General features: G+C 75.2%; 11 protein-coding genes. All 11 read left to right on the forward strand.

Features of this window, described 5'->3' with window-relative positions; translation table 11 throughout:
* The first annotated feature begins 519 nt into the window (after positions 1-519).
* Entirely contained in the window at positions 520-2,862 is a 2,343-nt protein-coding gene (locus O7625_RS11010) for a DUF4157 domain-containing protein (protein ID WP_282345727.1), read from the forward strand.
* 64 nt (positions 2,863-2,926) lie between these two features.
* Entirely contained in the window at positions 2,927-3,412 is a 486-nt protein-coding gene (locus tag O7625_RS11015) for a phage tail protein (protein WP_084261583.1), read from the forward strand.
* Positions 3,412-4,542 carry a phage tail protein gene (locus O7625_RS11020; RefSeq protein ID WP_282270730.1) on the forward strand — a complete coding sequence of 377 codons (1,131 nt, stop codon included), beginning with the start codon at positions 3,412-3,414 and terminating at the stop codon, positions 4,540-4,542. The genes O7625_RS11015 and O7625_RS11020 overlap by 1 nt, the downstream gene beginning before the upstream one ends.
* Positions 4,543-4,555: 13 nt before the next feature.
* Positions 4,556-6,487 carry a phage baseplate assembly protein V gene (locus O7625_RS11025; protein ID WP_282345729.1) on the forward strand — a complete coding sequence of 644 codons (1,932 nt, stop codon included), beginning with the start codon at positions 4,556-4,558 and terminating at the stop codon, positions 6,485-6,487.
* A gap of 8 nt (positions 6,488-6,495) precedes the next feature.
* Complete coding sequence (locus O7625_RS11030) at positions 6,496-6,924, forward strand: GPW/gp25 family protein (RefSeq protein ID WP_282345731.1); 429 nt, start codon at positions 6,496-6,498, stop codon at positions 6,922-6,924.
* Entirely contained in the window at positions 6,924-8,864 is a 1,941-nt protein-coding gene (locus O7625_RS11035; protein WP_282345732.1) for a putative baseplate assembly protein, read from the forward strand. Before O7625_RS11030 ends, O7625_RS11035 begins: the two co-directional genes overlap by 1 nt.
* Positions 8,864-9,412, forward strand: a complete 549-nt coding sequence (locus O7625_RS11040; protein ID WP_067314489.1) for a phage tail protein — start codon at positions 8,864-8,866, stop codon at positions 9,410-9,412. The genes O7625_RS11035 and O7625_RS11040 overlap by 1 nt, the downstream gene beginning before the upstream one ends.
* Positions 9,413-10,133: 721 nt before the next feature.
* Complete coding sequence (locus O7625_RS11045; RefSeq protein ID WP_282345735.1) at positions 10,134-11,537, forward strand: hypothetical protein; 1,404 nt, start codon at positions 10,134-10,136, stop codon at positions 11,535-11,537.
* A gap of 109 nt (positions 11,538-11,646) precedes the next feature.
* The gene (locus O7625_RS11050; protein WP_282345736.1) at positions 11,647-13,071 is read left to right on the forward strand and encodes a hypothetical protein; all 1,425 of its coding nucleotides are present in this window, start codon (positions 11,647-11,649) and stop codon (positions 13,069-13,071) included.
* A 14-nt stretch (positions 13,072-13,085) separates the two neighbouring features.
* Entirely contained in the window at positions 13,086-13,874 is a 789-nt protein-coding gene (locus O7625_RS11055; protein ID WP_282345737.1) for a hypothetical protein, read from the forward strand.
* A 121-nt stretch (positions 13,875-13,995) separates the two neighbouring features.
* Positions 13,996-15,336 carry a hypothetical protein gene (locus O7625_RS11060; protein WP_282345738.1) on the forward strand — a complete coding sequence of 447 codons (1,341 nt, stop codon included), beginning with the start codon at positions 13,996-13,998 and terminating at the stop codon, positions 15,334-15,336.
* Positions 15,337-15,346: the final 10 nt, after the last annotated feature.

Below are 15,346 nucleotides of genomic sequence, written 5' to 3' on the forward strand. Positions count from 1 at the left end.
CTGAGCGGGGACGACACCTCGCAGTTTCCCCGGGCGGGCGGCCACCTTCCGGTCACGCAACCGGCTGCCGGGACGCCGTCGCCATCCGGTCGGTGGGGCGGTCCGCCGCCGGGGGTCGTCCGCGAGCCCGACCGGCCGTTGCCGACCGTGCCCCGGGCACCGCACCCGACCACGGTGCAGGCTCCGGCCGACACGTACGGCCCGACCGCGATGCGGGGTCCGGCACCGAACCTCGGCCTGACTCCCGCTTACGGCCTTGCTTCCGGCCCGGGTCCGACCCTCGATCATGGCGTGACTCCAGGCCACGGCCTTGCTTCCGGCCCGGGTCCGATCCTGGACCATGGCCTGGCTTCCGGCTACGGCCCGGCTCCCGGCTACGGCCTGGCTCCGGGCCACGGTCCGACCCTGGACCATGAGCCGGCGCTGGTGCGGGGAACGACGTCGGGTCCGGCCGGGGGCAGCGGTCCGACGCCGGGCGTGGCCCCGAACGTGGCCGGTGGTCCGCACCGGAGCCCGACCGTGGAAGGTAGCCCGATCGGGGCCGCGGACGGACCCGGGGGAGAGGGCGCGGGGCCGACGGGTGGGCCGCAGGAGCCGCCGGGACGAACGGCCGCCGGGCGACCCGACGGGGCGGATGCCGCAGCGGCCCGGACCGCTGCGCAGTTCGCCGCCGCCGGCCTGCCCACCGCGCAGGTCTGGCCCCCGCCGGGGTTCGAGGTCGCCTACCTGGCGGCGGAGGCCACCCGGGCCGCCGAGGAGGCCCGGGCGTCGGACGGTGGACGTACCCGGTCGGCGCAGCCGGACACCGGCACCGGCCGGGGCGGGTCGACCGCCGCCCCGGGTCACGACGGTCGGAGCGACCCGGAGGAAACCCCGCCGTCGGCCGGTGAGGTGCGTCCGGTCGAGGTGGCCTTCGCCAGACGCCGGGGTCGTACCACCCGGCCGGTGACCACCCGGCCGGTGACCGCCCGACCGGGCACGGAGGCGACATCCCCGGCGGACCAGGAGCCGGGTGGCACGACCGCCCCGCCCACCGCTGCTCCGGGACGGCTCGCCGGGTCCGCCGCCCAGGATCGGCCCGACCCGGGTAGCCCGGCCGACCTGGGTAGCCGGGCCGACTTGGGTGGTGCCACCGGCAGCGACCGGGGCGTCCCCGCCGACCGTCGGCGGGACGGACCGGTGGGCGTCGGGCAGGACCGGCCGGTGGGCAACCGCCCGGAGGATCCGGCGCGGGCTACCGGGCCGGTGGACCACCGGGGCGGGATGCTCGACGAGGCCGGTGCCGGCTCGGCACCCGTACAGCGGACGCCGCCGGCCGGGTCGACTCCGGCCGGCGTGACCTCGCCGGCCACGGCTGCCACGACACCGACCCGGGGCGGGGATCCGGCCGGGCCGCCGCCGCAGAGCCGGCCCGTCGCGGACCGGGCGACCCCGGAGAGCCGGCCAGACCCGGCAGGCCGCGACACCACGGACAACCCGCCGGCGGCGGGCCGCGACACGTACCGCCCCGAGTCGGTGTCCCCGCCGTCGACCTTCTTCCTCACCCGGCGTCCGGAGCAGTCGCCGCCGACCGGGTCGCCGTCGGGAGTGGACCGGGATCACGGCCGGGCCGGTCAGGGGCGGCCGGGCCGGGGACCGGCGGAAGCGGTCCAGCATCCGCCCGTACCGTCGGTGGAGCAGGCCGGGTTGGTCGACCGGCCGGAGCCGTGGACGACGGCCGCCTCCACCGACGCGCAGGTCACGGCGTACCCCATGGGGGTCGTCACGGTCGCGCCGGCGGTGGCGGACGGACGGCCGGGCCCGGCACCGACCACGGTGGAGAGGGCCGCGCCGGTGCCGCACCGCGCGGCCCCGCCGACCGCACCGCCCGCTCCGGTGGGCGTCGACGAGCTACCGGAGCAGGTGCCGGCCGCCCTGGTGGACGGCTTCCGGCAGCAGTACGGCGTGGACGTCGCGGCCGTGCCGGTGTGGCGGGGTGCGGAGGCCACCGCGGTGGTGCAGCAGGCCGGGGCGCGGGCGGCGACCCGGGGCGGTGAGGTGCTGCTGCCGGCGTCGGCCGGGCCACTGGACGCGCCGCCCGCCCGCGCGCTGCTCGCCCACGAGTTGGCCCACGTGGTCCAGCAGCGGGCGTTCGGGGCGGCACCGCCGGCCGAGTCGACCGGCGCGGGCCGGGACCTGGAGGCGCGGGCGCTCGCCGCCGAGCACGCCTTCGGCGGCGGCGGGCCGGGCGTCGGAGGTCCGCTGCCACCCGTGGCGCCGCTGACCGGGGGTGCCGCGCCGACACCCCCGGGCACCGTCGGCACCTGGGGGACCACCCCCGGTGGCGGCCTGACCTGGCAGGCGAACCCCGGTGCGGGCGGAGTACCCCCGGCCGCGCCGCCCGGCCCGCCGGCCGCCCACCCGCTCCAGCGGGCGTCCATGGACACCCCGGCGGCCACCCTCGACGACCTGCGGGCGCTGGTGCGGGGCGAACTCGACCAGCAGCAGGACCAGGCCGCCGACCCGCCGGCCGGGCCGCCGCTGGACGCCCTGCGCGCCGAGGTGGCCGCCGCGACGGCGCCGCCCGCGATCGACCGGGGCACGGGTCGGCTCGCCGAGGTGCGCGACGCGGTGGAGCGGCTCCGGGCCGAGCTGCGCACGGTGGCCGACCGGGGGCAGGCCACGGCGGCCCGGCTGGACCGGGATGCCGACCGGCTGCGCTCCCGGCCCGGTGACCGGCCCCCGGGCCGGCCGGTCGACCTGGACGACCCCGACGACCTGGAGGAGCTGGCCGGTCGCCTCTACGGGCGGTTACGCGGCCGGCTCCGGCAGGAGCTGCTGGTCGACCGGGAGCGCAGCGGACGGCTGACCCGGTTCCGCTGAGCACGACGGATGGCACCACCGCCCGGATGCCGGGCCGGGACGAGGCGACGAGGAGGACGAAACGATGGCAGGCGGTCTTTCCACCGCTGCTCGTGTCATGGGCGGCTTCTTCGAGGTCACCGGCGTCAATCACCGGTACCTCGTGGTCATCGACGACGAGCGGTACAACCTCGGCTCCTGGTCCCGGGTCTCCGGGCTGGGGGTGACCTGGCAGGTCTGCGAGTACCGGGCCGGGGACAGCAACGACGTCTTCACCTACGTGGGTGAGCCGACCTACAGCCGGATCCGGCTCAGCCGGGCGGTCTGCTTCGACTCCCAGGTCGTCCAGGAGTGGCTCTGCCAGCAGGCCAACCGGTACCGCCCGCTCAGCGGCACGATCCAGCTCGTCGACAGCCTCGGCCTGAAGATCGTCGGCTGGGACCTGAAGCACTTCTTCCCGGTCGGCTGGTCGGTGTCGGAACTCGACCCGAGTCACAGCGGTGTCGCGGTGGAGACCCTGGAGCTGGCGCACACCGGTTTCCTGCACGACGACGTGAAGTTCTCGCTCTGATGGCGGCGATCTCCGCGGGGCAGCTCGGCGGGATGCTGGGCGACCCGAGCCAGACCGCGCAGGGTCTCGCCTCCGGCGGCCTGCTCCAGATGTTCCGGGACGGCCCCGGGGTCAAGCGGACCCTCAAGCTCGGCCTGGCGATGCGCTTCCAGGTGACCATCGGGGACGTCCCGATCGGCCTGTGGCGCTCCTGCCGGGGGCTGCGGGCCGACTTCCGGCCCGAGGTGGTCCGGGTGACCGGCGACTACGTCGGCCAGTACCACCTGCCCGGCGAGGTCAGCTACACCCCGGTCGTGCTGGAACGCGCGGTGCACCGGGAGAGCTCGGCGCAGCTGCAACAGTGGCTGGTCGGGGTGCTGCGGTCGTGGCAGGACGGCACCGGCGACGACACCCGGACCACCGCCCGGATCACCCTGCTCGACGCCGACGGCGAGCCGGTCAACAGCTGGCTGCTCTATGGCGTACGACCGTCGTCGTGGACCGGCCCGGACCTCTCCTCGGACAGCAACCAGGTCGCGGTGGAGCGGCTGGAGCTGGTGCACGAGGGCTTCTTTCCCGACCTGCAGGCCAAGGCGGAGACGGCCAGCCTGTCGTCCCCGTCGCTCGGCCGGGTCACGTTCTCCTACAACCCGGCCAAGATGGGCATCACCCGCTCCTCCCGGGCCAGCCAGCTCGTCGGCCGGGGCCGGGGCGTGGAGCTGACCTCCGACACCGCGTTGCGGGTGATGGCCGGCGAGGTGCTGCTGGTCGGTGCCGGGGTGGCCCAGGACGTGCAGAAGCTGATCGCCTTCTCCGGCCCGCCGAGCGTCGACGAGCAGAGCCGCAGCGCGTCCGGCATCGAGCTGCCCCGGCTGACCTTCACCTGGGGGAAGCTGTCGATGGCGGTCAACCTGAGCACGCTCAACGTCAACCTGACCCGGTTCGACGGGGAGGGCCAGCCGGTACGGGCGCAGGCCGCCCTGGACCTGATCGTGATCGAGGGGGAGATCTTCCCGAAGCGCGGCGGTCCGGTGCCGACCCGGGCGGTGCGGACCGATCCGGCGCAGTGGCGTCAGCGGGCGGTGGCCAGCGGGTTGGACGACCCGATGCGGGCGCAGGCCCGGGGGGCTTCCACCGGGGCGCGGCGGTAGTGGGGGCCGGACGATGACCGCGATCGACCGGCACGGTCTGCTCTGGGGCACGGCGACCCTGCGCCCCCGGGTCACCGTGGGCACCGCCGGCCGGGCGCTGCCCACGGCCGCCGCCGACCAGCTGGTACGGGTGGTGGTGGACACCCAGGCCGCGCTGCCGGACATGTTCGAGCTGACCTTCGCCGACCTGGACGGCAGCGTGCTGCGCACGGCCGGGCTGGAGCTGGGCACCGCCGTGCAGGTCTTCGGCCCGACCGGGGACGGCTCGGCCGAGCACCGGCTGATCAGTGGCGAGGTGACCGCCGTGGAGGGGCACTTCGTGGACCTCAGCGCCCACGTGGTGGTGCGCGGCTACACCCACGACCACCGGCTGCACCGGGTCCGGCGCACGCGCACCTTCCTCAACCAGTCGGATTCCGACATCGCCCGGCAGGTGGCGTCCGCCGCGAAGCTGTCGGTCGGCACGATCGACGCCACCACCGGCCGGCTGGCCCACCTGTCCCAGGTCGCGCAGACCGACTGGGAGTTCCTGACCGCCCGGGCCCGGGAGATCGGCTACGAGATAGGCGCCGACGGGGACCGGTTCCACTTCCGCCGGGCGGCCACCGCCCGGCGGGCCGGCAGTCCGCTCCCGTTGACCTTCCGGGGCAACCTGCGCCGTTTCCTGCCCCGGGTCAGCGCCGGCAACCTCGCCCCCGAGGTGGAGGTGCGGGCCTGGGATCCGGTCGCGGCGACGGCGGTGGCGAGCCGCACCGCGACCACCGCCGACGGGGTGAGCCTGGCCGGCTGGACGCCGACCGGTGCCGCCGACACCTTCGTGCCCCGGGGCGCTCCGGCACCCGCGCGGGCCGGCAACAGCGCGGTCGGCGACGTGGGGCCGGCACCCGGGCCGCGCGCGCACGTCCTGGTCGGCCGGGGCCTGCCCGTGCCCGGTCGGGCCGACGGTGCGGTCACCCAGGTGGCGAAGGGGCTCGCCGCCAGCCTCGGCGGCGGGTTCGCCGAGGCGGAGGGGGAGGCGCTGGGCGACGCCCGGCTGGTCGCCGGGAAGGCGGTCAAGGTCGACGGGGTGCCGGCACCGTTCGCCGGGACCTGGACGCTCAGCGCCGCCCGGCACGTCTTCGACGAGGCCGAGGAGGGCTACCGCACCGAGTTCACCGTCGGCGGCGCGGAGGACCGTTCGCTGCTCGGTCTGGCGAACGTCGGCGGTGCCGGTGGCGATCCGGGCGGGCCGGCCCGGATCGACGGCGTGGTCTGCGGGGTGGTCAGCAACGTGCGGGATCCGCAGAACCTGGGCCGGGTCACGTTGGCGCTGCCCTGGCTGTCGCCGGAGCACGAGACCGACTGGGCGCCGGTGGGGCAGCTCTTCGCCGGCCCGACCGGGGGCGCCTTCTTCGTGCCCGAGCCGGGTGACCAGGTGCTCGTCGCGTTCGAGTTCGGTGACGTACGCCGGCCGTACGTGCTGGGCTGCCTGCCCAGCCGGCACACCGGGTACGGCCTGGACGGCGGGCAGACGTCGTCGACGAAACCCGGCGCGAGCGGGGTGAAGTCGGTGGGGCAGGCCGGTTCGGTGATCCGCCGTGGGCTGCTGTCGCCCGCCGGCAGCCGGTTGGTATTCCACGACGAGGTGCCGCCCGGTGGCAAGGGCCAGCCCACCGCCGCCGACGTGGTGCTCGGCACCAAGGGCGACAAGCTCTCGCTGGCGATGGACCAGGTGGCCGGCACGGTGACCCTGCGCTGCGCCCCCGACAAGCCCGGCAAGCTGGTCATCGAGTGCACCGGGCAGACCGCCGTCGAGATCAAGGCGGGGCCGGGCGGCAGCCTCACCCTCGACGGCGGCGCCAGCCTGAAGCTCAAGGGCAAGACGGTCGACATCAGCGGTACGCAGGTCAACATCAGCGGCACCGCGTCGACCGCCATCAAGGGCAAACCCATCCAGCTCAACTGAGGAGTGCCATGCAGGCCGACGTCATCGGCACCGGGTGTGCCTTTCCGCTGCGGGTCCAGCCCAACGGCCGGCTCGCCATGATCAGTGGTACCGCTCTGCTGGAGCAGGCGATGTGTGTGATCCTGGCGACCTACCCGGGTGAGCGCCCGATGCGGCCGGAGTTCGGCTCCCGGCTGCGGGACTTCGTCTTCGAGCCGGTCACCGGGCAGACCCGCCGGGCGGTGGCGGTGGAGGTGCGTGCCGCGCTGGAGCGCTGGGAGACCCGGGCCGAGATCGACGACGTCACCGTCACCGAGGACCCGACCGGCGGCGCCGGCCTGCTGCACATCGAGGTCCGTTACCGGGTACGCGACACCGACGAGCCCGGCGTTCTCGGGCTCAACCTGCAGACCCTCCCCGGTGACCGGGAACTGACCGGGACGGGGGTGCTCGGCTGATGGCACTGCCCGCCCCCGACCTCGACGACCGTGGCTTCGACGAGCTGGTCGGTGACGCCCGCCGGTTGATCGCCGACCGCTGCCCGGAGTGGACGGACCTGCACCCGGCCGATCCGGGGATCACCCTGATCGAGACCTTCGCGTCCCTGACCGACCAGCTCATCTACCGGCTCAACCGGGTGCCCGACCGGCTCTACGTGAAGTTCCTGGAGCTGATCGGGGTACGCCTGGTGCCACCCACGGCCGCCCGGACCACGCTGACCTTCTGGCTGTCCACGCCGGCCCGCGCCACCCAGGTCGTCCCGGCGGGAACCCGGGCGGTGACCGCCGCCGACGGCGGGGATCCCCTGGTCTTCGCCACCCTCGCCGATCTCGCCGTGCCGCCGTGCGCGCTGACCCAGCTCCGGGTCCGCACCGCCGAGGGGAGCACCGACCAGACCGGCGCGCTGGAGCTGGGTGGCCCGGTGGCGGCGTTCTCCCCGGTGCCGCAGCCCGGCGACGAGCTGCTGATCGGGCTGGACCGTGCGGTGGGTGGCTGCGCCGTGCGGCTGGAGTTCGAGGGACGGGTCGACGGTGTCGGGGTCAACCCGCTGCACCCGCCGCTGCGCTGGGAGGCGCGCGGTGCCGACGGCTGGCTCGGGTGCGAGGTCGGGCTGGACGAGACCGGCGCGCTGAACCGGCCCGGGGCGATCCTGCTGCACGTGCCCGACGGCCACCAGGCCACCCTGGTCGACGGGGTGCTGGCCGGCTGGCTGCGCGCCCGGGTGGTGGCTCCGGAGGAGGGGCAGCCCGGCTACAGCGCCTCACCGGTGCTGCTCGGGCTGGCCGCCAACACCGTCGGCGGCACCACCGAGGCGGTGCACGCCGACCTGGTGGACGACGAGGAGATCGGCGACTCCGAAGGGGTGCCCGGCCAGCGGTTCACGCTGACCCGGCGGCCGGTGCTGGCCGGCTTCGGCGACCCGGTGCTGGAGGTCAGTTCCGACGACGGCTGGCAGCGGTGGTCGCCGGTCGGGCACTTCGCCGGCAGCGGCCCCGACGACCGGCACTTCCTGCTCGACGGGGTGGCCGGTGAGGTGGTCTTCGGCCCGGCCGTCCGGCAGCCCGACGGCACCCTGCGCCGTTACGGCGCGGTGCCGCCCCGGGGCGGCCGGCTGCGGCTGCGCCGGTACGCGGTCGGCGGCGGCAGCCGGGGCAACGTGGGCGTCGGCGCGGTGACCGCCCTGCGGACCTCGATCCCGTACGTGGCCGGGGTGGAGAACCGCCGCCCGGCCAGCGGCGGGGTGGATGGCGAGACCCTGGACGAGGCCCGCCGCCGGGGCCCGTTGACCCTGCGCAGCCGCAGTCGCGCGGTGACCGCCGAGGACCACGAGGTGCTCGCCCGGGAGGCCGCCCCGGAGCTGGCCCGGGTCCGCTGCGTGCCGAGCAACGGCGACGGGCCGCCGGTGGCCCGGCTCCTGGTGGTGCCGGCCGCACCCGCCGAGGAGGGGCGGCTGCGGCTGGAGGACCTGATCCCCGCGGAGTCGAGCCTCGCCCGGGTGGCCGAGCGGCTGGACGCGACGCGGCTGGTCGGCACCCGGGTGGTCGTCGAGCCGCCCCGCTACCGGGGGGTGACCGTGGTGGCCCGGGTGGTCGCCCGGCCCCGGGTGGTCGTCGACCGGGTCCGGGCCGAGGGTCTGGCCGCCCTGTACGGCTTCCTCAGCCCGCTGGGCGGGGGCGGCCCGGACGGCCGGGGCTGGCCGTTCGGGCGTCCGGTGCAGGCCGGTGAACTCTTCGCCGTGTTGCAGCGGGTGCGGGGGGTGGAGCTGGTGGAGGACCTGCGGCTGTTCACCGCCAACCCGGTGACCGGCGAGCGGGGCACCGAGGCCGGCCGGATCGACCTCGAACCGGACAGCCTGGTGTTCTCCTTCGACCACCAGCTCCGGGTGGAGGAGAACTGATGCGCGGCCCGGTCGACGTGGCGATGCCGTACCCGATCGCCGGTTTCCTGCCCGCCCTGTTGCAGGAGGACGACCTGCTGGTGCGCTGGACCGAGGGGCTGGACCAGGTGCTCGCGCCGGTGGTGTCCACGCTGGACTGCCTCGACGCGTACCTGGACCCGTGGTTGGCCCCGCCGGACTTCCTGCTCTGGCTCGGTGACTGGGTGGGCGCCCACCTCGACGAGAACTGGCCGGTCGAGCGGCAGCGCGCCATGGTGGCCGGCGCGGTCGACGCGCACCGGCTGCGCGGGACGGTCGCCGGGCTGCGGACCGCCCTGGAGCTGGCCACCGGCGGCGAGGTGGAGGTCCTCGACTCGACCGGGGTCTCCTGGTCCACCCGGCCGGAGCCGCTGCCGGCCGCACTGCCGCCGGCCCGGGTGCACGTGCGCGTGTGGGTGGCCGAGCCCGGGTCGGTCGCCGTGCACGCCCTCGACGAGCTGTGCCGCGCGGTAGTACCGGCGCACGTGACGACGACCCTGGAGGTGCTCCACCGTGATCATCTGTCGTGAGTGCGGGAACCACAACGGTGACGCGGACACCTTCTGCGGGTCCTGCGGCAGTTTCCTGGAGTGGACCGGCGAGAAGACCACGCCGAAGATCCCGGTCGAGACGGTGCAGGAGGCGGAGCGGGAGTTCCGGCAGAAGCCGACCCTCCTGCAACGCATCGCCGGGGTGATCGCGCCGGCTCCGGGCGGCTCTCCGGTGAACGAGGGTGTGGTGCGGGTCGGTGACGGGACCGGACGCGGGTCCGGACCGGGCGGCCCGCCGGGGGTCCGCCCGGGTCCGCCGGGGCTGGGTCCGCCGGGGGTGCGCCCGGGTCCGCCGGGGCTGGGTCCGCCCGGGGTACGGCCGGGTCCGCCGGGGCTGGGTCCGTCCGGTCCCGTGCCACCCGGTGCCCGGCCCGGCCCGCCCGGGGTACGCCCCGGTCCGCCGGGGCTGAGCCCGCCGGCCGGGCGTCCGGGGCCGTCCGGCCTGGGTCCGCCCGGTGCGCGTCCCGGCCCGCCCGGGACGGCTCCCGCGGGGGGACGGTCGGGTCCGCCGGGGGTCGGCTCCGCAGGGGGACGGCCCGCGTCCGCGGCACCGCGCCCGCCGGGGGCGCGTCCCGGCCCGCCCGGGCTGCCCGGTGACCTGCCGGCGGGTGGGTCCGCCGGTGCCGGGGGTCCGGTCGCGGCGGCCGGCGCTCCGGCGGTCGCGGCGCCGCCGCGCCGGCTGCCACCGCCTCCGCCCGGAGTGCCAGCGGCCCGGCTGCCGGACCGGGCGGCCCGCACCGGTCCGTCCGCGCTCGGTCAGCCCGCATCCGGTCAGCCCGCGTCCGGTCTCCCGGGGGAGCGGGTCGTTCCGCCCGCCCGGCCGACGGCCGACGGGCCGGACGACAGCGGCACCCCGGCCGACGAGGCTTCGTCGCCCCACGACCTCCCGGCCGCCGGAGCGTCGTCGCCAGCGGACGGCACCCCGGTCGGCGACGTGTCGTCGGCGCGGGGCGGCACCCCGGCCGGTGCGCCGGAGGCCGCCTCGACCGGGGCCGTGGTGCCGTCGCGCCGGCTGCCGCCACCGCCACCGGGGGTGGTCGGTGCCACGTTGCCGGCCGCGCCGCGCAAGCCGGTGGCGGCCCCGTCCGCGTCGCCCCGCCGCGACACCCGCGCCGCGCCGTACACCAGTGCCCTGGTCGCCCCCGACGGCGCGGCCGACCCGGTGCTGCCCGGGGCACCGACCACCGGCGGCCGGGCCGGTGCCCGGCCCGGGACCGGCACCGCCGCGACCGCCACGCCCGAGGAGGTCAGTCCACAGGCGGTACGGCCCCGGGTGGCCACCGTCGGCAACCGGGCACCCACCCGGCGGCGGCAACCCGGTGACCTCATCTGCGGCGAGTGCGGCGAGGGCAACGCGCCGACCCGGCGGTTCTGCAGTCGCTGCGGGGACTCGCTGCGGAGCGCCGAGGTGGTCCGGCGACGCTGGTGGCAGCGCCTGCTGCCGCGACGTGGCCCCCGGGTCACCGCCGCCGGTGCCCGCCCCGGTACGCCCGGCGGCGGGCGGCCGGGTGGGGTGGGTGGCGTGTTGCACTCCATCTACCAGCGGTCGAACGCGGTCGCCGCGGTGCTGCTCTTCGCGATCGGGGTGGCGTACCTGATCTATCCGCCGCTGCGGGAGCGGATCAACGGGGCGGTCTCCGGGCCGGTGACCGGGGCGCGGGACTGGGTGGACCGGAAGATCAACCCGCGGTTCGTGGCGGTCCGCCCGGTGCAGGTGACCGGCGGGGCCTCGGTGCGCGACCACGGGCCGGAGCTCAGTGTCGACCAGTACCGCAACACGCACTGGCAGGTGCGCTGGGACAGGGAGAAGCCGCCGACCGTCACCCTGCGTTTCGCGGCCGAGGTCGACCTCGAACGGCTGATCGTGACCGCCGGCACGGCCGAGGACTACACCGCGACCCACCGGCCGATGACCCTGCACCTGGTCTACTCCACCAACCGCTCGGACACCCTGACCGTCGAGGACACCGGCGAGCCGCAGACGCTCACCCTCGACGGGGCCGACGGGGTCACCAGCGTGCAGATCCAGGTCACCGACGTGCACCGGGCCGAGAAGGGCACCGACGTGGCGGTCAGCGAGTTCGAGTTCTTCGCCCGGGAGTGAGCGGCGTCGGGCGGCACGTCACGCCGGGGCGCGGCATCCCGGCGCAACACCGCAACAACCACCACCGTCGGTCAACGGGTCGACGGTCAGCCACGTCGGAGGTGCATCCGTGACAGAAGTCGCCGTCGCCCTGAACACCACCGCGAACCTGATCGGGTTCGCGCAGGGTCAGGTCAAGGGGTTGACAGACGGGGTATTCCAGGTCAGCGGGTTCAGCAACGCCGGTTTCCTGCCGGAGGTGCCGCTGAACCAGTTGATCGCACCGGTGCCGATCGCCCGGAGCCAGCTCGTCATGGTCCGGGGCAGTCAGTCCCGGCAGCACGTCTACTGGCTGCGTTACCTGCGCCGGGGCATCGGGATCACGGACAAGAAGCGGGTCTGCGTGGAGTTGCTGGTGCGGTTCACCACCTTCGACTACGTGCCGCGGGAGGGTGATGACGGCCCGACCGACCAGGAGTCGACGGTCCTGCGCGGCTATCCGTGTTGGGGGATCACCGACCTGAGCGTGTCGCTGATGGCGACCGGGCGGGGGCGGAACCCGTTCAACAAGTTCAACGAGTCCGGCAGCCTGACCTTCGACGTGGCCGCCGCCAACGACGGCATGCCCCACCTGCGGATCAACTACCGGGTGCAGCACCAGGCCAAGAACGTGTTCGGTGCGCCGCTCGGGCTGAGCCACAACGACGTCGGCGCGTTCCTGGTGCACAGCAACGGCAGCTTCGAGATCGACCCCGGTGAAGGGCGTACCGACAAGCACTTCCGGATCACCCCGCTCAGCGGCAGCGTGCACCAGCGCCCGACCCGGGTCGTGCCGGTGGCCCAGGACGGCCGGACGCCCACGACCACCGTGCTCAACGCGCAACGGATCGAGCTGGGTGGGATCGACCACGGTGGCCGGATGCTCGACCCGCACGAGCACAAGGGGATGAAGGTGATCGGCTTCGACCGGATGGACGGCCCGAACACCGTCACCGTCCGCAACGACGGTCAACAGCCGGTGGTCGCCTCGGCCGCCGAGGAGGACGGGTACGAGGCGGCGCTGCGGCTGGAGTACGTCCGCGACGGTGCCGTGCTGGGCCGGAAGGTCCGCACCAAGATCAGGGCGCTGCTGCTGCTGCGGTTCACCCTGGTGCCCTACCTGACCGCGCCGGACGACCAGGGCAACCGGCAGATCGTCTACCACAACGGGGTGCGGTACACCGCCTTCCGGAACGTCTCCCTGCGGGTGCTGGAGGTGGGGCGCGGCGAGGCGGCGGTGGTGGGGGAGAAGGGCGAGCGGTACGACGTCGATGCGGTGAAGAACCGGCACCACGAGGAGTCGACGCTCTTCTTCGGACCGTACGTCGAGGAGGTCCAGGGACAGGTCGGCGTGCAGCTCAGGATCGACTGGGCCGCCGAACACGCCGGTGCCGACGTGCGGTCCCGCAGCCACCACAACAAGGGGCAGTTCCGGCTCGGGGTCAACCAGTCCGGCAGCCCGGTGCTGCGCCTGCTGGACGCCGACAGCAACAAGTACTTCACCGTCACGGGCTGAGCGGGGGATCCACGATGAACTACCCAGAGGTTTTCGACACCACCGGCCCGGCCAGCCTCGACGACGCGTACGCCTATCTGAGCTGGGCGGCGGTCAGCGCGCACCACATCATCGCCGAGCAGCCGCAGACCGGCTGGGAGCTGCTGCCCGACCTGCTCGGACAGGGGTGGGGCGATCCGGACTGGTACCAGCGCAACGAGTGGCTGGCCGACTTCTACACCACCGTCTACCAGCGGGCCGGCTCCCTCGAACCGGTGGAGATCTTCGCCGTCGACGAGATGGGTGAGCCGGCGGCGGAGATGGCCCGGTTGATCGACTCGGTGACGCAGGCGTGGGTCGCCGCGGCGTACCAGGCGGCCGAACACGACGAGCAGGCCTACGACGGCCAGGCGTACGACGAGCAGGCCTACGACGAGCAGGCCTACGACGGCCAGGCGTACGACGGCCAGGGCTACGGCGAGCAGACCTACGACGGGCAGGCCTACCACCAGCAGGGTTACGAGGGGCAGGCCTACGGCGAGCAGGGCTACGACGGCCAGGCCTACGACCCGCAGGCCTACGACGGGTCGGGCCAGGACGGGTCGGCGTACCCCGGGGAGCAGCCCGGGGAGCACCCGGACGGGCCGGTCGAACCGGCACCGGAGCCGCTGACCGACCTCGACCCGGACGCCGCCCGCGCGGTGCTCGACCGGGTGCTGGACGACGAGGTGGACGACCTCTCCGAGGCCGACCAGCGCATCCTGGCCACGGTGCTGACGGTGGAGAAGTTCCAGTACCTGGCCCGCGAGTACGACCTGGTGTGATCCGCCGGGGTCGGGCCGGGGCCGCTCCCCGGCCACCGGCCCGACATCCGCCGCACCCGATGGACACACCGGTCACCGCCGCGCCCGGTGGGCCGTCCGGCCGAACAAGGGATCCCACGTCGTGACCAGCATCGAGTACGAGCCGGAGGAGTTGTCCGGCAACCGGTTCACCGTGACCGGCTTCCGGGACGCCGGCCTGCCGGTCGGGGAGATCCTCGCCGAGGAGCTGTGGCCGGACGGCCAGGACGGCGCGGTGTGGCTGGACCGGGGCACCCGGACCCACCGGCACTGCTACTGGCTGCGGTACCACTACCGGGGACCGGGGCACCGAAAGCTGGTCGCGGTGGAGCTGGTGATCCGGTTCAGCACCTTTCCCTACCAGGCCCGCCCCCGGGTGGACCGGTACTCGCCCCGCTCGGCGCCGCCGGTGCTGGGCCTCTGGGGGATCGAGGACCTCAGCATCTCGCTGCGGTCCACCGGGGCCGGCGGCCGGAACCCGTTCAACAAGTTCAACGACGCCGGTCACCTGGTCTTCGAGCCGAAGGTCGTGTTCACCCCCACCGGCACCGGTGCCGTGGTGCCGGCGATCCGGGTCGAGCACCGGGTACGGCACGTGGAGAATCCGCTGCTCGGAGCCGCGATGGCACCGGGGCACGAGGAGACCGGGGCGCTGACGGTGCACAGCGACGGCGGGGTCACCCTGGAACCGGGGTCCGGCAAGCCCGGGTGCTCGTCGTGGCGGCTCGTCCCGGTCAGCGGCACGGTGCACGGGCGGCCGATGGTCGGGGCCGACCCGCCGCCCGGGCGTAGCCTCACCGTCTACCAGGCGACCGACGTCTCGGTCCCGCCGCCGGTCACCGCCCTGCGGGTGTCGACCGGCCGGGCCCGCCGGGGGGCGGTCGAGGTGCAGGGCTTCGAGCGGATGGCCGGCCCCGACCAGATCGAGGTCTGGCACACCGGCCACCCCCGCTGGTACCGGGCGTCGATGGGCGGCGACACCCGCGACGACGGCATGATCGTGGAGTACGCCCGGCCCGGTGACCGGGGCGACGGACCCCGGGCCGGCCGGGTCCGGGCCCGACTGGCGTTGCGCCTGCTCACCTGCTCGTACCTGATCGACATGAACGAGTTCGCCGACGCGGTGGTCTTCCACCACGGTCGTCGGCACCCCGGCTTCGTCGACGTGTCGCTGCGCCCCCTGCCCGACGACGCCGACCCCGACCCGACCGGTGCCGCCGCGCCGGTCGGCTCACGGCTGCGGTTCGTCCCCGAGTGGTACGACGGGACGGCCGACGACGTGCCGGGCCTGCTGGTCCGCTGGTCCGAGGAGGCGGTGGACCCGGCCGCCGGCCCCGCCGTGCCGGTCGGCGGGTCGTTCCTGATCACCGTGGACGCCTCCGGCGGGCCGGTGGTCCGGTTCGGCGACGAGCAGACCTACCAGCACCTGACCGTGACGAGCTGAGGGGGCGCAC

It is taken from the genome of Micromonospora sp. WMMD714 (assembly GCF_029581315.1).
In the GTDB taxonomy this organism is placed as follows: domain Bacteria; phylum Actinomycetota; class Actinomycetes; order Mycobacteriales; family Micromonosporaceae; genus Micromonospora; species Micromonospora rifamycinica.

Bases quoted from the DNA above. Each gene is read 5' to 3' on its own strand.
- O7625_RS11025 (WP_282345729.1), top strand. From the start codon at position 4,556: ATGACCGCGATCGACCGGCACGGTCTGCTCTGGGGCACGGCGACCCTG.
- O7625_RS11015 (WP_084261583.1), top strand. From the start codon at position 2,927: ATGGCAGGCGGTCTTTCCACCGCTGCTCGTGTCATGGGCGGCTTCTTC.
- O7625_RS11030 (WP_282345731.1), top strand. From the start codon at position 6,496: ATGCAGGCCGACGTCATCGGCACCGGGTGTGCCTTTCCGCTGCGGGTC.
- O7625_RS11040 (WP_067314489.1), top strand. From the start codon at position 8,864: ATGCGCGGCCCGGTCGACGTGGCGATGCCGTACCCGATCGCCGGTTTC.
- O7625_RS11020 (WP_282270730.1), top strand. From the start codon at position 3,412: ATGGCGGCGATCTCCGCGGGGCAGCTCGGCGGGATGCTGGGCGACCCG.
- O7625_RS11055 (WP_282345737.1), top strand. From the start codon at position 13,086: ATGAACTACCCAGAGGTTTTCGACACCACCGGCCCGGCCAGCCTCGAC.
- O7625_RS11035 (WP_282345732.1), top strand. From the start codon at position 6,924: ATGGCACTGCCCGCCCCCGACCTCGACGACCGTGGCTTCGACGAGCTG.